At 46.8% G+C, this 20,441-nt stretch carries 19 protein-coding genes, 3 tRNA genes and 1 other annotated feature; all 22 genes read left to right on the forward strand.

The window, feature by feature from the left end; translation table 11 throughout:
- Window positions 1–10: 10 nt before the first annotated feature.
- The 22 genes from EYS13_RS14395 (at window position 11) to fusA (ending at window position 20,437) form a co-directional block, all read left to right on the forward strand.
- The gene (locus EYS13_RS14395; protein ID WP_227764079.1) at window positions 11–430 is read left to right on the forward strand and encodes a Mini-ribonuclease 3; all 420 of its coding nucleotides are present in this window, start codon (window positions 11–13) and stop codon (window positions 428–430) included.
- Window positions 431–432: 2 nt separating this feature from the next.
- On the forward strand, window positions 433–1,113 hold the full coding sequence (gene thyX, locus EYS13_RS14400) for an FAD-dependent thymidylate synthase (RefSeq protein WP_277998217.1): 681 nt from the start codon (window positions 433–435) through the stop codon (window positions 1,111–1,113).
- 84 nt (window positions 1,114–1,197) lie between these two features.
- Window positions 1,198–1,935 (forward strand): 23S rRNA (guanosine(2251)-2'-O)-methyltransferase RlmB, encoded by a 738-nt coding sequence (gene rlmB / locus EYS13_RS14405; RefSeq protein WP_277998218.1) that lies wholly within the window; start codon window positions 1,198–1,200, stop codon window positions 1,933–1,935.
- Between the two features lie 191 nt (window positions 1,936–2,126).
- Window positions 2,127–2,636, forward strand: a complete 510-nt coding sequence (locus EYS13_RS14410) for an NYN domain-containing protein (protein WP_227764081.1) — start codon at window positions 2,127–2,129, stop codon at window positions 2,634–2,636.
- Between the two features lie 310 nt (window positions 2,637–2,946).
- Entirely contained in the window at window positions 2,947–3,591 is a 645-nt protein-coding gene (gene sigH / locus EYS13_RS14415) for an RNA polymerase sporulation sigma factor SigH (RefSeq protein ID WP_227764082.1), read from the forward strand.
- 215 nt (window positions 3,592–3,806) lie between these two features.
- Window positions 3,807–3,892, forward strand: a tRNA-Tyr gene (locus EYS13_RS14420).
- Between the two features lie 9 nt (window positions 3,893–3,901).
- Window positions 3,902–3,977: transfer RNA gene (locus tag EYS13_RS14425), tRNA-Met, on the forward strand.
- A gap of 3 nt (window positions 3,978–3,980) precedes the next feature.
- Window positions 3,981–4,056 (forward strand) — tRNA-Thr (locus EYS13_RS14430).
- A gap of 346 nt (window positions 4,057–4,402) precedes the next feature.
- The gene (gene tuf / locus EYS13_RS14435) at window positions 4,403–5,605 is read left to right on the forward strand and encodes an elongation factor Tu (protein WP_227764085.1); all 1,203 of its coding nucleotides are present in this window, start codon (window positions 4,403–4,405) and stop codon (window positions 5,603–5,605) included.
- A gap of 306 nt (window positions 5,606–5,911) precedes the next feature.
- Complete coding sequence (gene rpmG, locus EYS13_RS14440) at window positions 5,912–6,061, forward strand: 50S ribosomal protein L33 (protein ID WP_227764086.1); 150 nt, start codon at window positions 5,912–5,914, stop codon at window positions 6,059–6,061.
- A gap of 31 nt (window positions 6,062–6,092) precedes the next feature.
- A complete protein-coding gene (secE, locus tag EYS13_RS14445) occupies window positions 6,093–6,308 on the forward strand; it encodes a preprotein translocase subunit SecE (protein WP_227764088.1) in 216 nt (71 codons plus the stop codon).
- A gap of 77 nt (window positions 6,309–6,385) precedes the next feature.
- Window positions 6,386–6,910 carry a transcription termination/antitermination protein NusG gene (nusG, locus tag EYS13_RS14450; protein ID WP_227764090.1) on the forward strand — a complete coding sequence of 175 codons (525 nt, stop codon included), beginning with the start codon at window positions 6,386–6,388 and terminating at the stop codon, window positions 6,908–6,910.
- Between the two features lie 36 nt (window positions 6,911–6,946).
- Window positions 6,947–7,369: a 50S ribosomal protein L11 gene (gene rplK, locus EYS13_RS14455; RefSeq protein ID WP_227764092.1), complete on the forward strand. Its 423-nt coding sequence runs from the start codon at window positions 6,947–6,949 to the stop codon at window positions 7,367–7,369.
- A gap of 170 nt (window positions 7,370–7,539) precedes the next feature.
- Window positions 7,540–8,238, forward strand: coding sequence for a 50S ribosomal protein L1 (gene rplA / locus EYS13_RS14460; protein WP_227764093.1), 699 nt, complete (start codon window positions 7,540–7,542; stop codon window positions 8,236–8,238).
- 69 nt (window positions 8,239–8,307) lie between these two features.
- Window positions 8,308–8,488, forward strand: a sequence feature (ribosomal protein L10 leader region).
- Between the two features lie 31 nt (window positions 8,489–8,519).
- Window positions 8,520–9,047 (forward strand): 50S ribosomal protein L10, encoded by a 528-nt coding sequence (gene rplJ / locus EYS13_RS14465; RefSeq protein ID WP_227764095.1) that lies wholly within the window; start codon window positions 8,520–8,522, stop codon window positions 9,045–9,047.
- A 168-nt stretch (window positions 9,048–9,215) separates the two neighbouring features.
- Window positions 9,216–9,596, forward strand: a complete 381-nt coding sequence (gene rplL, locus EYS13_RS14470) for a 50S ribosomal protein L7/L12 (RefSeq protein WP_227764097.1) — start codon at window positions 9,216–9,218, stop codon at window positions 9,594–9,596.
- Window positions 9,597–9,856: 260 nt separating this feature from the next.
- Window positions 9,857–13,312 (forward strand): DNA-directed RNA polymerase subunit beta, encoded by a 3,456-nt coding sequence (gene rpoB / locus EYS13_RS14475; protein ID WP_227764099.1) that lies wholly within the window; start codon window positions 9,857–9,859, stop codon window positions 13,310–13,312.
- Between the two features lie 96 nt (window positions 13,313–13,408).
- Window positions 13,409–16,873 (forward strand): DNA-directed RNA polymerase subunit beta', encoded by a 3,465-nt coding sequence (gene rpoC, locus EYS13_RS14480; RefSeq protein WP_277998219.1) that lies wholly within the window; start codon window positions 13,409–13,411, stop codon window positions 16,871–16,873.
- Between the two features lie 71 nt (window positions 16,874–16,944).
- Window positions 16,945–17,196, forward strand: a complete 252-nt coding sequence (locus tag EYS13_RS14485) for a ribosomal L7Ae/L30e/S12e/Gadd45 family protein (protein ID WP_227764101.1) — start codon at window positions 16,945–16,947, stop codon at window positions 17,194–17,196.
- Window positions 17,197–17,283: 87 nt separating this feature from the next.
- Window positions 17,284–17,658 (forward strand): 30S ribosomal protein S12, encoded by a 375-nt coding sequence (rpsL, locus tag EYS13_RS14490; RefSeq protein ID WP_227764102.1) that lies wholly within the window; start codon window positions 17,284–17,286, stop codon window positions 17,656–17,658.
- A gap of 161 nt (window positions 17,659–17,819) precedes the next feature.
- The gene (rpsG, locus tag EYS13_RS14495; protein WP_227764104.1) at window positions 17,820–18,290 is read left to right on the forward strand and encodes a 30S ribosomal protein S7; all 471 of its coding nucleotides are present in this window, start codon (window positions 17,820–17,822) and stop codon (window positions 18,288–18,290) included.
- A 68-nt stretch (window positions 18,291–18,358) separates the two neighbouring features.
- Window positions 18,359–20,437, forward strand: a complete 2,079-nt coding sequence (gene fusA, locus EYS13_RS14500) for an elongation factor G (protein ID WP_227764106.1) — start codon at window positions 18,359–18,361, stop codon at window positions 20,435–20,437.
- Window positions 20,438–20,441: the final 4 nt, after the last annotated feature.

The following is a 20,441-nucleotide window of genomic DNA, read 5'->3' on the forward strand; positions in this document are numbered from 1 at the left end:
CATTTTAAAAGTGCAGTTCCCTCTTAACACAGAAAAGATTGCAGACCCGGAATTAATCTCTCCCTTGGCTTTAGCCTATTTGGGCGATGCTGTTCTGGAGTTATATGTGCGCACCTCTTTAGTAGCCCAGGGCCAATACAAGGTGAATATGCTTCACAAACAGGCCGTTAAATTTGTAAACGCGACCGCCCAGGCCAACCTGCTCAGGGATATCGAAGAAAGTTTGACGGAAGAGGAACTGGCTGTGGCGAAAAGGGGGAGAAATGCTAAGTCAGGGCACGTTCCCAAAAATGCGGAAATGATCGATTACCGTTACAGCACTGGATTAGAAACCTTGATCGGTTATTTGTTTCTGAAAGGGAGAAGCGAGCGAATCAGGGAGATTTTCGACAGATTGCAAGAAATGGTCGGAGAGGAGACGAGGAAATAACCTTGAGGGTAAAACTCATTAATTATACGCCTGAACCGGAGAGAACAGTGGCCGCGGCAGCTCGCCTTTGTTACTCCTCGTGCGGCGCTGAAAAACTTATGGAGGAATTAACTGATGAAGGTATTGCAAGCTTTTTAAAAAAGCTTGTTAGTCTAGGACATTTCTCTCCATTGGAACATGTTTCTTTTAGCTTTGCTATCGAAGGGGTAAGCAGAAACCTGTCCCATCAGCTGGTAAGACACCGGATAGCATCTTACTCCCAAAAATCCCAGCGCTATGTAAATGAAGAAGGTTTTAACTATGTTATTCCGCCCAGCATCTTAAAGAATTCTGATGCTCTGGCGTTATTTAGGGAAAAAATGGCTGATTTGCAGAGGGCTTATGAATCTTTGGCCCAACTTGTGCCTAAAGAAGATGCCCGTTACGTGCTGCCGGGGGCTTGCGAAACAAAGTTAGTTGCTACTTTTAATGGCCGGAGCCTCTTGAACTTTTTTCAGCACCGCTGCTGCCAGAGGGCCCAGTGGGAAATCCGGGCTTTGGCCGGGGAAATGCTCCGGCTGGTGAGAGAAGTGGCCCCCAATCTCTTTGCTAAAGCGGGTCCAACCTGTGTAACCCACGGGATCTGCTATGAAGGAAAAATGTCCTGTGGCAGAATCACAAACATAGTTAGCAGGGAAGAATAACGTCAGTTGTTAGTTTTTAGTTGATGGCTGTTGGTTATTTATTTCACTAACAACCAACAACCAACAACTAAGGTAGGTGTGGATATGTTTGATACCATTGAGGGACGAAATCCTGTTCTGGAAGCCCTGCGGGCGGGTAGGCCCATTAACAAGATTTTTTTAGCTAAGGGCGGGTCCGAGCGATTTGCCCAAGATGTTGTTGGCCTGGCCAAAGAGCGGGGTATTCCCGTGCAATGGGTAACCCGCCAAAAGCTGGATGAAGAATCCCGGACCGGAAACCATCAAGGCGTGGTAGCCTTGGCCAGTCCTATAGAATATGTGGAAATAGAAGACATCATAGCCAGGGCAAAAGAAAAAAATGAGGATCCCTTTATTGTTATTTTAGATCATCTGGAGGATCCTCATAACCTGGGTGCCATTTTACGGACTGCTGATGCGGTGGGAGTGCATGGGGTAATTATCCCCAAGCGCAGGGGGGTCAGTGTAAACAGCTCGGTTGCTAAAACCTCTGCAGGCGCTGTAGAATTTGTGCCTGTAGCCCGGGTTGCTAATTTGGTGCAAGCTATCGGGAAGTTAAAGGAGCTGGGATGCTGGGTTGTGGGTACCGACGCAGAGGCGGCTGAAGTTTTCTACACAGCCAACCTGCAAGGCCCCTTAGCCATAGTTGTTGGCAGTGAGGGAAAAGGTATAAGCAGGTTAGTTAAGGAAAATTGTGATTTTACAGTGAAAATACCTATGGCCGGCAGGATAAATTCATTAAATGCTTCTGTAGCAGCTTCAGTTATTCTATATGAAGTGTACCGGCAAAGAATTGCTCAGTGACCAGTTCAAATTACAGCCAAACGTTCACAGGACGCTCTAAGGCTTGCCAAATAAGAGCAGCTGCGGCACAATGGTTATCCAATTTTTTATCCTTCTGCTGGGTGGCTGTGGCGTCATGAGTTTCTAATGACTTAGCTGAGGGCTGACAGCTAACTGCTGATAGCTGATGGCGTAACTAAGGTGGTATTTCGTTGGAAGATATTTTGATCGTAGATGGCTATAACATCATCAATGGCTGGCCGGAACTTAACAAACTAAAGGAAGAGAGTTTGGAACATGCCAGGGAAAAACTTATTGAGGTTATGAGCAATTACGGCTCTTTTAAAGGTGTACAGGTGATTGTTGTCTTCGATGGGCACCTGGTTAAAGGGGGGCTTCGCAGTTCCGAACTGATTAACGGTGTGGAAGTGATTTATACCGGCGAGGGCGAAACTGCCGATGCCGTTATTGAGAAACTGATGCATCAATTGCCGCCTTCCCTTTTGATTTGTGTTGCTACTTCCGACTGGAGCGAGCAAAAGATAGTGCTTGGCAAGGGGGCAGTCCGTTTGTCAGGACGGGAATTGTTGCACAAAATACAGGAGATCAATAAGGAAGCTGAAAAATTCTACCGTTCCAATCCCGTAGAAAGCCGTGCCTTGGATACCCATCTTGACGCTAAGATTAAAAGTGAATTGGAAAAATGGCGCCGCTCAAAGTGACGCCTTTATTATTTTTTTAAGAAATAAGGCCAAAAAGGCTTCTAAAAAACAAGGATGGAAATATAATCTAAAGGGAAGGGAGGACAAGGTGGAATTCGAAGCCAAGGCAATTTGTAACTTGATTTGGAGGGGTTTTTAATGTATAATTACTGTTGTAACTGGACAACCTAATTTACTTACGCCTCCTAAAAGAGCAGCACATAATTAGGCTTGAACTACCGTTCAGTTCACCTAAAACAGAATAGGGAAATAAAGAGGTACAGGTATTCTGAGTACCTATTTTGACAAATCTTTAGGCGGAGGCGATTGGATGAGCGTTAATCCCCAAAGAGAACTTAGCGAAGCCTATGAAGTGATGGTTGATGAAGAGATTGTAGAAATAGCTCAGGAAGGTGACAACATAGCTCAGGAGTACCTGATTAATAAATATAAAAATTTTGTCCGGGCTAAAGCCAGGTCATATTTTTTGATTGGGGCAGACCGGGAAGATATAATCCAGGAAGGCATGATTGGATTATATAAGGCAATTCGCGATTTCCGTTGTGATAAGTTATCCTCCTTCAGAGCTTTTGCTGAACTTTGTATAACCAGGCAGATTATAACAGCAATTAAAACCGCCACCAGGCAAAAGCACATTCCATTGAATTCTTATGTATCATTAAACAAACCTATTTACGATGAAGATTCGGATCGGACTTTACTGGATGTGATTTCAGGGACAAAAGTAACGGATCCTGAAGAATTGATCATTAGCAGAGAAGAATTTGATGATATTGAGGAAAAGATGGGCGAAATTTTAAGCTCATTAGAATGGCAGGTATTGATGTCATACCTTGAAGGTAAATCATACCAGGAGATTGCCGTAGACTTAAAAAGACATGTCAAGTCTATTGATAACGCTTTGCAACGGGTAAAGCGGAAATTAGAACGTTATTTAGAGAAACGAGGCAGTTAAATACAATACATTGCAAAATGCTTTCTTAAGGGGGAAGCATTTTGCTTTCTGTAGTCTCGGTAAAGCGTTTTCATTCAGGTGTTAATGTTTGCTGATATGTCAATAATTACAAGTTAAAAGAGCTTGACTCACTTTTGGGTGGATGTTATAATTGTTTTTGTCAGTTGACGGGTTATAATATTAGTCCCGACAACTGATAGCAATATAAAGTTTGTGGAGAGATTCCCGAGTTGGCCAAAGGGGGCAGACTGTAAATCTGCTGGCAATGCCTTCGCTGGTTCGAATCCAGCTCTCTCCACCATATTTACATCGCGGGGTGGAGCAGCTGGTAGCTCGTCGGGCTCATAACCCGAAGGTCGATGGTTCAAATCCATCCCCCGCAACCAGATGCCTATATAGCTCAGTAGGTAGAGCGTCGCCTTGGTAAGGCGGAGGTCACCGGTTCAATCCCGGTTATAGGCTCCATTTCGAAACACGAGGTACCAATGCCTTGTGTTTTTTATATTTTAAAATGTTTTGCTTGCCAACTATAGCATTTAGCGTCGTTTGTCCTTAGTCCTTTGTCGCTAGTCATTAGATTTTAGCTATTCTAATAAGCTTTAAAGTTACCTGTGTCTCTAAGGACTAATGACCAGCGACTAATGACTCGGCGTAAGCCGCTGCCAAGGACTAGGCCGCGGCCTCAGTCCGCTGTATATATTTGACAGCTAACACAAAATAATATAGAATTATAAACGCATAGGTCTTGACAAAGTTGGGACAAGCTGGAGCCTTTAGAGGAAGATAAGGTACATAAGGAGGTAAAGTCACAGTGGCAAAACAAAAGTTTGAGAGGACAAAACCTCACGTTAACGTAGGGACCATTGGACACGTAGACCATGGTAAGACCACATTGACAGCAGCAATCACCTTTACGTTGTCAAAGGTAGGCGGCGCTGTAGCAAAAGCTTATGACGAGATCGACAATGCGCCGGAAGAGAGGGAAAGAGGTATTACGATTAATACCGCCCACGTAGAATACGAAACTGCAAAGAGACACTACGCCCACGTAGACTGCCCGGGACACGCCGACTATGTTAAGAACATGATCACCGGTGCAGCCCAAATGGACGGAGCAATCCTGGTAGTATCAGCGGCAGACGGGCCAATGCCGCAGACCAGGGAGCATATTCTGCTTTCCCGTCAAGTAGGCGTGCCATACATCGTAGTGTTCCTGAACAAAGCGGATATGGTAGATGACCCCGAGCTGATGGAATTAGTGGAAATGGAAGTCAGGGAGCTCTTGAATGAGTATGAATTCCCCGGTGACGACACACCAATCGTATCCGGTTCTGCCGTTAAAGCATTGGAATGCGGCTGCGGTTCCAGGGAGTGCAACTGGTGCGGCAAGATCTGGGAACTGATGGATGCAGTAGACAGCTACATTCCGACACCGGAAAGAGCAGTAGACAAACCCTTCCTGATGCCGGTAGAAGACGTATTCACCATTACGGGGCGTGGAACAGTTGCCACCGGTAGAGTAGAGCGGGGCGTAGTAAAAGTAGGGGACGAAGTGGAGATTGTAGGCTTAAACGAGAAGCCTCGTAAGACAGTAGTAACCGGTGTGGAAATGTTCCGCAAGCTCTTAGACCAAGCAGAAGCAGGAGACAACATCGGGACACTGTTAAGGGGTGTGGAGCGTAAAGAAATCGAGCGGGGACAAGTATTGGCCAAACCAGGATCAATCAAGCCCCACACCAAATTCAGCGGCGAAGTATACGTGCTGACCAAAGAAGAAGGAGGCCGTCATACCCCGTTCTTCAACGGTTATCGTCCGCAGTTTTACTTTAGGACAACCGACGTTACCGGTGTAGTGAAATTGCCGGAAGGCGTAGAGATGGTAATGCCCGGCGACAACATCAAGATGGAGATTGAACTGATTACGCCGATTGCTATCGAGGAAGGACTGCGTTTTGCTATCCGCGAAGGCGGCAGAACAGTAGGCGCTGGCGTTGTTACCGGTATTAGTGACTAGTTTGCAAAGGCCGGGGAAACCCCGGCCTTTGTTTTTTTATTAATGCTGACTTATAAAATGCGCCTAAGATGGAAAAACATTAAAAAGTAACGGCCATTGTAAGGGAACAAAGATGATAACAGGCGTAAAGGTGCCGCTATTGACACGTTTTTTGATTTGTGCTAAATTAGATTAGTAATCGGCAAAATAGGCTTTTTAGCTATTTCGAATGCGTTAATTTGGGGAGTACAAGGCAACTGGGCTTTCGCCGGTACTAAAGGTTTGCGCAAGCCAAGTTTTCTTTGACCTTTCAGGGAGGTGGCATTAGTGAGAGTAGGTATAACTCTGGCGTGCACTGAATGTAAACGTCGTAACTATACTACCATGAAGAACAAGAAGAACGATCCCGATAGAATTGAACTCAGGAAGTACTGCAGCCATTGCAAAACTCATACTATCCACAAAGAAACAAAATAGTTTTTAACATGTAAGGATGTGAAAAAGGCAAGTGGCTACAAAAAGTTTGGCTAAGCCTGCAAAATTTAATGAAAAGGCGGGCAAGTTTTTCCGCGGTGTTGTGTCGGAATTGAAAAAGGTGCACTGGCCCAATCGTAAGGAATTGATAACATATACTTCGGTTGTGCTGGCATCGGTATTTATTGTCTCGCTTTTAATTTGGATAGTCGATTCCATTTTCAGCGCTATATTGACCAGAATAATCTAAAATACTCATTGCAAGTTGAAATTGACCTGGTTTCGGATTGGAGGGAAGGGCAGCTTCCGGACGGGAGCTCCTGGCTAATGGAGAAACAGTGGTTTGTAATTCACACTTACTCCGGCTATGAAAATAAAGTTAAAGCTAACCTGGAAAAAAGAGTTGAATCCATGAACATGGGCGATAAAATTTTCCGGGTGCTTGTGCCGGTAGAGGATGAAGTGCAAGTTAAAGATGGGCAAAAGAAAGTAACAAAACGGAAAATTTACCCGGGCTACGTGCTGGTTGAAATGCTGATGACCGATGACTCCTGGTACGTAGTGAGGAATACTCCGGGTGTAACCGGTTTTGTTGGCACCGGAGCTAAGCCCGTTCCTTTGCATATGTCTGAGGTTAGGCAGATTCTGAAACAGATGGGCGTTGATGAGCCGAAAACTAAGGTTGATTTCTTTGTTGGGCAAAATGTCAGGGTGACTGGTGGTCCCTTTGAAAATTTCATTGGTAACATCGAAGAGATTCATCCTGAGAAAGGGAAACTTAAAGTATTAGTTTCCATGTTTGGTCGGGAAACCCCGGTTGAACTGGATTTTACCCAAGTTGAAAAAATGTAGTCTTATGATTTAAGTTAAGCAAGGAGGTGCAGATTAATGGCAAAAAAAGTTGTAGGATTAATTAAGTTGCAGTGTCCTGCTGGAAAAGCTAACCCTGCTCCACCGGTGGGTCCGGCTCTTGGTCAGCATGGTGTAAATATTATGGCTTTCTGCAAAGAATTCAATGAAAGGACTGCTGCTCAAGCTGGCCTGATTATTCCGGTAGAGATTACAGTATACGAAGACAGGTCCTTCACCTTTATTACCAAAACTCCGCCGGCTGCAGTTTTATTGAAAAAAGCTGCCGGCATCGAAACGGCGTCCGGTGAACCCAACAGGAAAAAAGTAGCCAAAGTTTCCCGGGACAAAGTGAGGGAAATTGCTGAAACAAAGATGAAAGATCTGAACGCTGCCAGCATCGAAGCTGCTATGCGTATGATTGAAGGCACTGCCAGAAGCATGGGCATCGAAATTGTCTAAAGGGCTGAATTATGGGTCAGTCCTTAGTCCCCAGTCCTTAGTCGTTAGTAAAAGATGAGTGATGGGGCAAGAAACTAAGGACTAACGACCAACGACGGACTTGCAGAAATGCAGTATAAGCGAGATTTTGTGGGAGGATAAAATCCGATTACCACGAGGAGGTAGTGAACATGCCGAAACACGGCAAAAAATATCAAGAAGCATTAAAACTTATTGACAAAGACAAATTGTATGAGGCAAACGAAGCTATCGAACTTGTAAAGAAAACATCTACTGCCAAGTTTGATGAAACTGTAGAAGCCCATGTTAAACTGGGCGTTGATCCCAGACACGCTGATCAGCAGGTAAGAGGTACCGTGGTGTTGCCCCATGGAACCGGAAAAACCAGGACTGTATTAGTGTTTGCAAAGGGAGAAAAGGCTAAAGAGGCGGAAGCTGCCGGTGCCGATTTTGTTGGTGCCGAGGAGCTGATTGCCAAAATCGAAGGCGGTTGGCTTGGATTTGATGTGGCAATTGCTACGCCGGATATGATGGGTGCAGTAGGTAAGCTTGGTAGGGTCTTAGGACCTCGTGGCCTGATGCCAAACCCCAAGACTGGTACTGTAACCTTTGATTTGGAAAGGGCAATTAAAGAAGTTAAAGCTGGCAAGATTGAATTTAGGGTAGACAAGACTTCCATAGTACACGTTCCGCTGGGAAAAGTTTCTTTTGACCAGGAAAAACTGGTTGATAACTTCCAGACCTTTATGGAAGCCCTGATTAAAGCCAAACCGGCGGCAGCAAAGGGGCAGTACTTGAAGAGTGTGACTCTGTCGTCTACTATGGGCCCTGGAATTAGAGTGAACCCGTTAAAAGTTCTTGCCAAATAAATATAGATTAAATTAACAAATGATTGACCTCTACGGAAACAATATGATAAAATAAGCTTTGTTCCGATAAACAATATATTGTATTAACTGTAGACAGCAGGTGCTTAATGCTTAATGGGTAACCGCCTGCCGAGGTTAGCTGATTTACCGAGCTCAAGGTTATAATGCAACGAAGTATGCATAGTGTACCATGAGTATATGTTAGTAATAAGCCTCTGCTGTCTACGGCAGGGGCTTTCCTAATTTAACAGCGTAAGAGTGTACGGATAGGAGGTGTGATCTTGTCTAAACAAAGAGAACTCAAACAACAGCAGGTTGCTGAAATTAAACAAAAACTGCAGGAATCTGTTGCTGCAGTGCTTACTGACTACAGGGGTTTAAATGTGGCCCAGGTAACCAAACTGCGTACTCAACTCCGTGAGGCTGGCGTTGAATATAAGGTCTTAAAAAATACGCTCACTAGTCTAGCTGCCCATGAGCTGGGGTTGGAAAGCCTGGATGCTTATTTGTCAGGCCCTACAGCCATTGCCTTTAGTCACGACCCCGTGGCTCCGGCTAAAGTTTTGTTTGACTTTGCCAAGGCCAATAAGGCTTTAGAGATTAAGGGCGGAGTTTTGGAAGGTAAGGTTATAGATTTTAACCAGGTCAAGGCGTTAGCTGATCTTCCTTCCAAAGAGCAATTGCTGGCCAAGGTTCTGGGAGGTATGCAGGCTCCGCTTTACGGAATGGCTGCTGTGCTTAACGGACCGCTCAGGAACTTTGTATATGCTTTGGAAGCTATCCGCAAGCAGAAAGAAGCCCAAGCTTAATGTGCTGGCTTTTGGGGTCAGTTACCAGTCGCCAGTCATCAGTCACCAGTAATGCAGCATGAAACCGGGGACTAGGGACTAGGGACTGAGGACTAGACTAAAGATTTAGCTATTAAGTTACCGACCAATAAAAATACTTATAAGAAAAATGAAAGGGGAATATTAAAAATGTCTAAAGTTGCTGAGATTTTAGAAGCCGTTAAAGGCATGACCGTGTTAGAGTTAGCTGAATTAGTAAAAGCTTTTGAGGAAGAATTTGGCGTAAGCGCTGCTGCTCCTGTAGCAGTTGCCGCTGCCCCTGTGGCTGGTGCAGTTGCTGCTGAGCCTGTTGAAGAGCAAACCGAGTTTGATGTTATCCTGGCTAGCGCCGGTGATAAGAAGATTAACGTAATTAAGGTTGTCCGCGAAATTACCGGATTAGGCTTGAAAGAGGCTAAAGATTTAGTTGATGGCGCTCCCAAGCCGGTTAAAGAGAAAGTCAGCAAGGCTGACGCTGAGTCCATCAAAGCTAAGCTTGAAGAAGCCGGCGCTAGTGTAGAAATTAAGTAGTTTAGCTATAATTTTGAAAAAGATAAATCTAGGGCAAAAGGCACTCAAAAGAGTGCCTTTTGCCTTGACAAAGGATATGCAGTATGCTAGTATTATAAAATGGCATTAATTTCAGAAAGTTTCTGCATAAAATGGCAGAATAAAGAAAATATAAATAGGAAAGAATAGACAGATAAGGCGATTAAATGGCAAATTTTAAGCGAGGTTTATTAACCTTGCTTTAGATTTGTATTGAACTGTAAACTTTCGGGGGTGAAAGTATGGCATATCCTGTGAAGGTAGGAAGCAGGGAAAGGTGGACATTTGCTCAGATCCAGGAAGTCCTTGACATGCCCAACCTAATCGAGGTGCAAAAGAACTCATACAGATGGTTTATCGATGAGGGTTTGCGGGAAATGTTTCAGGACATCTCGCCTATCCAGGATTTTACCGGCAATCTTATCTTGGAGTTTGTGGGCTATACTCTTGGTGAACCGAAATATTCGGTTGAAGAATGTAAAGAAAGAGATATGACCTATGCGGCTCCTTTGAGGGTTAAGGTCAGGCTAATCAACAAAGAAACAGGAGAAGTCAAAGAACAGGAAGTTTTCATGGGAGATTTTCCCTTGATGACTGAAAACGGAACATTCATCATTAACGGGGCCGAAAGAGTGATTGTCAGCCAATTAGTTCGCTCCCCCGGTGTTTATTATAGTGAACAGGTTGATCCCAGCGGCGTGAAGGTTTATGGCGCTACCATAATTCCCAACAGGGGCGCATGGCTGGAATTCGAAAGCGACGTCAACGAAAACATTTACGTCCGGGTGGACCGGACCAGGAAAATCCCGGCTACGGTGTTAATCCGGGCACTGGGTTATAACAGCAATACCCAGATCTTGGAGTTATTTGACTATGACCGCAGGGTCCAGCTGACCTTGGAAAAGGATAATACGGACAGCCAGGAAGAAGCTTTAATTGAGATCTATAAAAGGCTAAGGCCAGGCGAGCCGCCCACGGTGGAAAGCGCTCGGACTTTGTTGGAATCGTTATTCTTTGATCCCAAACGCTATGACTTGGGAAACGTAGGACGTTATAAGTTACATAAAAAACTGAAACACGGCATACTTTACCAAAACGCTGAAGATGAGGAGTCAAAAGAGTATATCCGTCATTTAACCAAAGAGGATATTATTGCTTCTTTTGCCTATTTCTTGCGTTTGATGAACGGGGAAGTACATGCCGATGATATTGATCACCTGGGAAATCGCCGGCTGCGTTCCGTGGGCGAACTGCTGCAAAACCAGTTCCGGATAGGTTTATCCAGGATGGAGCGGGTTGTCCGGGAAAGAATGACGATCCAGGACGTGGAAGTTATTACTCCCCAGGTTTTGATCAATATTAGGCCGGTTGTGGCTGCTATTAAAGAGTTTTTTGGTTCCAGCCAGTTATCCCAGTTTATGGACCAGACCAATCCCCTGGCGGAGCTTACTCATAAGCGTAGACTTTCTGCACTGGGACCCGGTGGTTTGAGCCGGGAGAGGGCTGGATTTGAGGTTCGGGACGTCCACCATTCTCACTATGGAAGAATGTGCCCAATTGAAACGCCTGAAGGTCCCAACATCGGTCTAATCGGTTCTTTAAGCACGTATGCGAGAATAAACGAATTCGGCTTTATTGAAACACCTTACAGGAAAGTAGATAAGGAAAAAGGCATTGTCACCAATGAGATCGTCTACCTGACGGCCGATGAAGAAGAAAATTATGTAATAGCCCAGGCTAATGTGCCGCTGGATGAAGAAGGCAGATTTAAGACTAAAAAAGTTAATGCCCGCCATGGACATGAAATTTTGGTCACTTCCACTGACCGGATAGATTTTATGGATGTTACCCCTAAACAGGTCTGGAGTATAGCTACTGCCCTAATTCCGTTTCTGGAGCATGATGATGCCAACCGGGCTCTAATGGGTGCTAACATGCAGCGCCAAGCGGTGCCGCTTTTACGAACAGATGCGCCCTATGTAGGCACAGGTATGGAATGGAAAACTGCCAGGGATTCCGGTGTGGTTGTCTTGGCCAAGAATCCCGGTGTGGTTGAGCGGGTCACCGGCGAAGAAATTGTGGTCAGGGGTGAGCATGGGGTAGATCGCTATAAACTGCTGAAGTTTACCCGTTCCAACCAGGGGACATGTATCAACCAAAAGCCCATAGTTAAAAAAGGGCAAAAAGTTGAAACCGGTGATGTTATAGCTGACGGACCCTCCACCGACCATGGCGAACTGGCGCTGGGGCGTAACGTTTTAATTGCCTTTATGACTTGGGAAGGATATAACTACGAGGATGCTATTTTGGTCAGTGAAAAACTGGTCAAAGAAGATTTCTTTACTTCAATCCACATTGAAGAGTATGAATGTGACGCCAGGGATACTAAACTGGGTCCGGAAGAAATCACCCGGGATATTCCCAACGTCGGCGAAGAGGTTTTAAAAGATTTGGACGAGCGTGGGATTATCCGTGTGGGGGCCGAAGTGCGACCGGGAGATATATTGGTCGGTAAAGTTACTCCTAAAGGAGAAACGGAACTTACGGCAGAGGAACGCTTGCTGCGCGCCATCTTTGGGGAGAAGGCCAGAGAGGTTCGTGATACTTCGCTGCGGGTTCCCCATGGTGAATCAGGTAAAATCGTTGATGTTAAGGTTTTTTCCAGGGAAAACGGCGATGAACTGGCTCCGGGAGTGAACCAGCTAGTCCGCGTTTATATAGCCCAAAAGCGGAAAATATCCGTAGGCGATAAGATGGCGGGCCGACACGGCAACAAGGGTGTTATTTCAAGAATTTTGCCCGAAGAAGATATGCCCTTTTTGCCTGATGGGACACCTGTAGAAATAGTGTTAAACCCTTTGGGCGTGCCCTCCCGGATGAATATCGGTCAGGTTTTGGAGTGCCACTTGGGTTGGGCTGCCAAGACGCTGGGTATTCGCGTAGCTACCCCTGTTTTTGACGGCGCTGATGAAGAGGATATCAGAGAAACCCTTGAAAAGGCAGGCCTGCCCGCGAGCGGCAAGAGCATTCTATATGACGGTAGGACCGGTGAGCCCTTTGACAATGAGGTTACGGTAGGTATCATGTACATGCTGAAATTAGCCCACCTGGTTGATGATAAGATCCATGCCCGCTCAACAGGACCATACTCCCTGGTAACCCAGCAGCCGCTGGGTGGTAAAGCCCAGTTCGGTGGACAACGTTTCGGGGAAATGGAGGTTTGGGCTTTGGAAGCCTACGGCGCCTCTTATACTTTGCAAGAAATCCTCACCGTCAAATCCGACGACGTTGTTGGACGGGTGAAAACTTACGAGGCAATTGTTAAAGGCGAAAACGTGCCTGAGCCGGGTGTGCCTGAATCCTTTAAAGTGTTGATAAAAGAACTGCAAAGCCTGGGCCTTGATGTGAAGGTCCTCTCCGAAGAAGATCAGGAGATTGAAATCAGAGAAGAAGATGATGATGTCAGTGAAACGGCAAAAGAGCTGGGGCTGGACATCCATGGAGATGAGGAGGAAGGCGATAAGCCACGCTTAGGCAGGATTTTACAAGGTGGTGCTCTTGCCGAAGAAGATGCCGAGGATGAAGAGCTGGATGAAGAAGATCTGGACTTGGAGCTGGATGTTCCGGGAAACGATGAGCAGGAAGACTACGGGGGCAGTGACTTGGACGAAGAAGATCCCGACGAGTATGATTACTAGGACCTGTTTCTATTTACCGGCATAGACGGGGAGCAACTGTTCTCTGCTGGGTTAGCCTTACGATGACCGACTAACTGAGATGAAAGGGAGTGGTCTTTGTTGGATGTTAACAACTTTGACCGTATGCGGATAGGATTGGCCTCACCGGAACAAATTCGTGCCTGGTCAAGCGGGGAGGTTAAGAAGCCTGAAACTATAAACTACCGCACGCTTAAGCCTGAAAGGGACGGCTTGTTCTGTGAACGCATTTTCGGGCCTACCCGGGACTGGGAATGTCACTGCGGTAAGTATAAGCGGGTTAGGTATAAAGGAATAGTCTGTGACCGGTGCGGAGTGGAAGTCACCCGTTCCAAAGTGCGGCGGGAAAGGCTGGGACATATTGAACTGGCAGCGCCAGTTTCCCATATTTGGTATTTTAAAGGCATTCCCAGTCGGATGGGACTGCTGTTGGATATTTCGCCCCGTTCCCTGGAAAAAGTCTTATACTTTGTTTCTTATATAGTCACCGATCCCGGTGACACCCCTCTAATGAAAAAACAGCTTTTGACTGAAACGGAATACAGGGAGTATAGGGATAAATACGGCAATAAGTTCCAGGCGGGAATGGGCGCTGAAGCCATTAAGAAGTTGCTGGAAGAAATGGATTTGGACGAATTAGCCCAGGAATTAAGGGCGGAGCTCAGGGAGAGCAGTGGTCAGCGCAAAGTTAGGGCCATCCGCCGCCTGGAAGTTGTGGAGGCCTTTAAAAATTCCGGCAACAGGCCCGAGTGGATGATCCTGGATGTGATTCCGGTAATCCCGCCTGAATTAAGACCCATGGTGCAGTTGGACGGAGGCCGCTTTGCCACCTCCGATTTAAACGATTTGTACCGGCGGGTTATCAACAGGAACAACCGTTTGAAAAGGCTCCTGGATTTAGGGGCTCCCGATATAATTGTACGCAATGAGAAGCGGATGCTGCAGGAAGCTGTTGATGCTTTAATTGACAACGGCAGAAGGGGTAGGCCGGTAACAGGGCCGGGCAACCGTCCGCTGAAATCCTTAAGCGATATGCTTAAAGGTAAACAAGGGCGTTTCAGACAGAACCTCTTGGGTAAAAGGGTAGACTACTCAGGCCGTTCCGTTATTGTGGTAGGGCCGGAGTTGAAAATGCACCAATGTGGTTTGCCGAAAGAGATGGCTTTGGAACTGTTTAAGCCTTTCGTAATGAAACGGTTGGTAGACGAAGGGTATGCTCACAATATTAAAAGTGCTAAGCGGATGGTGGAAAGGGTAAGAAACGAAGTCTGGGATGTCCTGGAAGAAGTTATTAAGGAACACCCGGTGCTGTTAAACAGGGCGCCTACTTTGCACCGTCTTGGTATTCAAGCTTTTGAACCGGTGCTGGTCGAAGGTCGGGCTTTACAGATTCACCCGTTGGTGTGTACGGCGTACAATGCTGACTTTGACGGTGACCAGATGGCTGTACACGTGCCATTGTCGGCAGAAGCCCAGGCAGAAGCAAGGCTTCTGATGTTGTCCTCCTACAATATTCTCAACCCGAAAGACGGCCGTCCGGTAGCATCGCCTACCCAGGATATGGTGCTGGGTTCCTACTACCTGACCATTGTCAAAAAGGGAGCTAAAGGGGAAGGCAAGGTATTTAAAGATTACAATGAGGCTTACTTGGCTTATACCTCGGGTGCTGTTGACCTGCACGCCACGATCAAGGTCAGGGAAAAAGGCGAGTATTTGGAGACTACTGTAGGCAGGCTGATCTTTAATAAAGAAGTGCCAATTCCCGAAGAGCTGGGCTTTTACAACCAGGAGATTGGCAAGAAACAGCTGGGCGAAATTGTAGCCCGCTGCTACCAAAAGCTTGGCAATGCCGCTACGGCAAGACTTCTTGATGGTATCAAAAAATTAGGCTTCCATTATTCAACCAAGGCGGGAATAACTATTGGTGTCACCGATATCCAGGTGCCCGAAGCCAAAAAGACTATTCTGGAAGAAACTGAAAACCAGGTAGAAAAAATAGAACAGCAGTACCGCAGAGGTCTGATTACAGAAGAGGAACGCTATCAGAAAGTTACCGGCCTTTGGAGTCAAGCCACCGATGAAATCACCAAAGCATTGATGAATACTTTGGATAAGTTTAACCCGGTGTTTATGATGGCTAATTCAGGGGCCCGGGGTAATGTACAGCAGATCCGCCAGCTGGCAGGAATGAGGGGACTTATGGCTGATCCCTCCGGTCGCATCATCGACTTGCCTATCAAAGCTAACTTCCGAGAAGGACTGACTGTGCTGGAATACTTCATTTCCACCCACGGCGCCAGAAAAGGTCTCGCTGACACCGCCTTAAGGACTGCTGACTCCGGATACCTGACCCGCCGCTTGGTTGACGTGGCCCAGGATGTAATCGTCAGGGAAGAAGACTGCGGCACAACTAACGGCATAGTGGTGGAAGAAATCAAAGAAGGAAATGAAATTATCGAAAAGCTGGAAGAGAGGCTGGCCGGTCGGTATGCTCTGGAAGACATTGTGGACCCGCAGACAGGCGAAGTAATTGTAGCTAAGGATACGGAAATCAGCGATGACAAGGCTAAGCAAATAGTGAGTGCCGGCATTAAACAGGTCAAAATCCGCTCCGTTACAACCTGTAAAACCAGGTACGGCGTATGCGCCAAGTGCTACGGCAGAAACTTAGCCACCGGCGCTCCCGTGGAAATCGGTGAGGCTGTGGGCATTATTGCAGCTCAATCCATCGGTGAGCCTGGCACTCAGCTGACTATGCGTACTTTCCATACCGGGGGCGTGGCCGGTGATGACATTACCCAGGGTTTGCCTAGGGTAGAGGAACTCTTTGAAGCCAGAAAGCCAAAAGGCCAGGCAATTATTGCCGAAGTTGACGGCGAAGTGCAGATCACTGAAAATAAAGGCCGCCGGGAAGTGGTGATCATTACCGATGACGGAGAACGCCATGAATATCAGATTCCCTACGGTTCAAGGCTTAAAGTTCAGTCGGGTTCCCGGGTTGAAGCAGGCGATGAGCTGACTGAAGGCTCTGTAAACCCCCACGATCTGCTTAAAGTCAAAGGAGTGCGCGGTGTACAGGTTTACCTTCTGCGGGAGGTGCAAAGGGTCTACCGTCTGCAGGGTGTTGACATCAACGACAAACATATTGAGGTTATGGTACGGCAAATGCTGAGGAAGGTTAAGGTGGAAGAACCCGGCGACACCATGCTTCTCCCGGGCGGGGTAATAGACATGTTTGAATTTGAGGAAGAGAACAAAAGGGTTATGGAACTGGGCGGCGAGCCTGCCATAGCCAAACCGGTTCTGCTGGGTATTACGAAGGCTTCCCTTGCTACCGATTCATTCTTATCGGCTGCTTCATTCCAGGAGACTACAAGGGTCTTGACGGAAGCCGCAATTAAGGGTAAGGTAGATCCCTTAATGGGTCTGAAGGAAAACGTGATTATCGGTAAGCTTATTCCCGCTGGTACCGGTATGTCCAGGTACAGAAATATTAAAGTCAACGCTGCCTCAGCAGCGGAGGCCTCAGCGGGTGAAGCATGAATAATCTTGACACCTGGGCTTGAAAATGGTATCATGTACGAGTGTGTATTCTCAAAGGGGGTTCTGAAGTAATGCCGTATGAAAGGCTAAAAAAAGCTGCCAAGAAAACTATCGGCACAAAACAGACTACCAAAGCAGTACAAAAAGGTACAGCACTGGTGGTATATGTAGCAAAAGATGCTGAACCCCGTGTGGTTAACCCCTTATTGAGGCTTTGTGCCGAAAAAGGGATCGAAGTTGTAACTGTAGATTCCATGTTGGAGTTAGGCAAAGCCTGCGGAATTGAAGTGGGTTCTGCCTCGGCTGCCATTGTTTCTGAGTAACTCATTTGACAGATTTGTGGTTGGTGACAGGGTATCTTTGTCACCAACCACTGCCACTTTTACTGCTAGGGGAAGGAGGTGGAGTCCATGCCGACAATTCATCAACTGGTTAGAAAAGGTAGAGAGCAGGTGGAGAAAAAGTCAACTGCCCCTGCCTTGAAAGAGTCACCGCAAAAAAGAGGGGTTTGCACAAGGGTATATACCACCACACCTAAGAAGCCTAATTCGGCGCTGCGTAAAGTTGCCCGTGTGAGGCTGACCAACGGTATCGAAGTAACTGCTTATATCCCCGGTATCGGTCACAACCTGCAGGAACACTCAGTAGTGCTGGTTCGTGGCGGCAGGGTGAAGGATTTGCCGGGTGTCAGATATCACATCGTTCGTGGAACTCTGGATACAGCCGGAGTGCAAAAGAGAAATCAAGGCCGTTCCAAATACGGTGCTAAAAGACCGAAGAAATAAGATGGATGTAATATGAATGGGTTGATGGTTTTTAGTTGCCGGTTGATAGCTATCTGGTATTGCTAATTGGTTTTTGTCATGCACGACAGCTGATACTACCAACAACTAACCACCAACAGCCAACAACTAACAACTAAGAACTATGTAAAGGGGGGAAACAAATGCCGAGACGAGGCAATGTACCCAAACGGGATGTACTGCCGGACCCGATTTATGGCAGTAAAGTGCTGACCAAGTTTATCAACCAGATTATGCTGGATGGGAAAAAAGGTATTGCAGAATCTATCTGCTACGGAGCTTTAGATATTATCAAGGAGAAGACAGGCAGAGATCCTCTGGAAGTTTTTGAACAAGCGTTAAAAAACGTGATGCCTGTGCTCGAGGTTAAAGCTCGCCGTGTGGGTGGTGCTAACTACCAGGTGCCCGTTGAAGTCAGACCGGAACGCCGCCAAACCTTGGCTATACGCTGGCTTGTAAATTATGCCCGCCAGCGCAGCGGTAGGAGTATGCAGGAAAAACTGGCCAATGAATTGATGGATGCGGCTAATAATACTGGGGGCGCCGTTAAAAAACGGGAAGACACGCATAAGATGGCGGAAGCCAACAAAGCCTTTGCTCATTACAGATGGTAAAAATTATGCTGGACAGGGCCGGGTTTGCCCTGTAGGGCAGACCAGTTGAAGCAGAAAGGAGGATAATAGTGGCGAGGCAATTTCCGTTGGAAAAGACAAGAAACATAGGTATCATGGCCCATATTGATGCAGGTAAAACGACCACTACCGAACGTATTCTCTTCTATACCGGTAGGGTTCATAAGATTGGCGAAGTGCATGATGGTGCCGCGACGATGGACTGGATGGTGCAAGAACAGGAAAGAGGTATTACTATTACTTCCGCTGCAACGACCTGTCAATGGAGAAACCATCGTATCAACATTATTGATACGCCAGGCCACGTGGACTTTACCGTTGAAGTTGAACGTTCCTTGCGCGTTCTTGACGGTGCAGTAGCAGTTTTCTGCTCTGTCGGTGGAGTGGAACCTCAGTCGGAAACAGTCTGGCGGCAAGCTGATAAGTACGGGGTACCGCGAATAGCCTATATTAACAAGATGGACCGTGTCGGTGCCGACTTCTTCCGGGGAGTTAACATGATCAAGGAAAGGTTGGGTGCCAATCCGGTTCCCGTCCAACTGCCTATTGGTGCCGAGGATACCTTTAAAGGTGTTGTAGATCTGGTTACAAATAAAGCCATTATTTATATAGATGATTTAGGGACAAAAAGCGAAGCAACTGATATCCCTGAGGATATGCAGGGGCTTGCGGCTGAGTACAGGGAAAAGCTCTTGGAGGCAGTGGCTGAAAGTGACGAAGAGCTGATGATGAAGTACCTGGAGGGTGAAGAACTCACCGAAGAAGAGATTAAACGGGGCATCAGAAAAGCTACTATAGCTGTAAAAATGATTCCCGTGCTCTGTGGTTCTTCCTTTAAGAACAAAGGGGTACAGCCTCTGTTGGATGCAGTAGTTGATTACCTGCCATCTCCCGTTGATGTGCCGGCTATCAGAGGGATTGATCCGGCCAGCGGAGCTGAAAGACACCGCGAGTCAAGCGATAATGAACCTTTTTCCGCGCTGGCATTTAAGATTATGGCTGACCCATATGTAGGAAAGCTGACTTTTTTCCGGGTATATTCCGGTATTTTAAAGTCCGGTTCCTATGTATTCAATTCCACAAAAGAAAAAAGGGAACGCATTGGCCGGATCCTGCAAATGCATGCCAACCACCGGGAGGAGATTTCGGAGGTATACACCGGCGATATCGCTGCCGCTGTTGGCTTGAAAGATACAACTACCGGGGATACCTTGTGTGACGAACAAAACCCCATTATTCTGGAATCAATGCAGTTCCCCGAACCGGTGATTGACGTGGCTATCGAGCCTAAAACCAAGGCGGACCAGGAGAAAATGGGTATTGCGTTGCAAAAACTGTCAGAAGAAGACCCCACATTCCGGATCCGTACCGATACAGAAACCGGGCAAACCATTATTTCCGGCATGGGTGAATTGCACCTGGAGATTATCGCAGACCGTTTGCTGCGGGAATTCAAAGTAGACGCTACGGTCGGTCGGCCCCAGGTTGCCTATAAGGAAACCATTAAAGGCACAACAAAAGCGGAAGGCAAGTTCGTCCGTCAGTCCGGTGGCCGCGGTCAGTACGGGCACGTTTGGCTGGAAATTGAGCCCCTGGAAAGAGGGCAAGGTTACGAATTCGTTAACAAGATCGTTGGTGGTGTGATCCCGAAAGAATATATTCCCGCTGTTGACGCAGGCGTGCGCGAAGCAATGGAAAACGGTGTTTTGGCCGGTTACCCCACCATCGATGTACGGGTTACCTTGTATGACGGTTCTTATCACGAAGTTGACTCCTCGGAGATGGCCTTTAAGATTGCAGGTTCCATAGGCTTCAAGAATGGAGCCAAGAAAGCAAACCCGGTAATTTTGGAGCCGATCATGAAAGTTGAAGTGCATGTGCCTGACGAATATATGGGCGACGTAATCGGCGATATCAACTCCCGCCGCGGTAGAATTGAAGGCATGGAGCCCAGGGCAGGCGCTCAGATTATCCGGGGCTATGTGCCGCTGAGTGAAATGTTTGGATATGCTACAGACTTGCGTTCGAGGACACAGGGTAGGGGTAGCTACGTAATGCAGTTCTCCCACTATGACGAAGTGCCTAAGAACATTGCTGAAGAAATAATTGCTAAACGCCAGGGCGCGTAGTTTG

It is taken from the genome of Zhaonella formicivorans (assembly GCF_004353525.1).
Taxonomy (GTDB): Bacteria; Bacillota; DUOV01; order DUOV01; family Zhaonellaceae; genus Zhaonella; species Zhaonella formicivorans.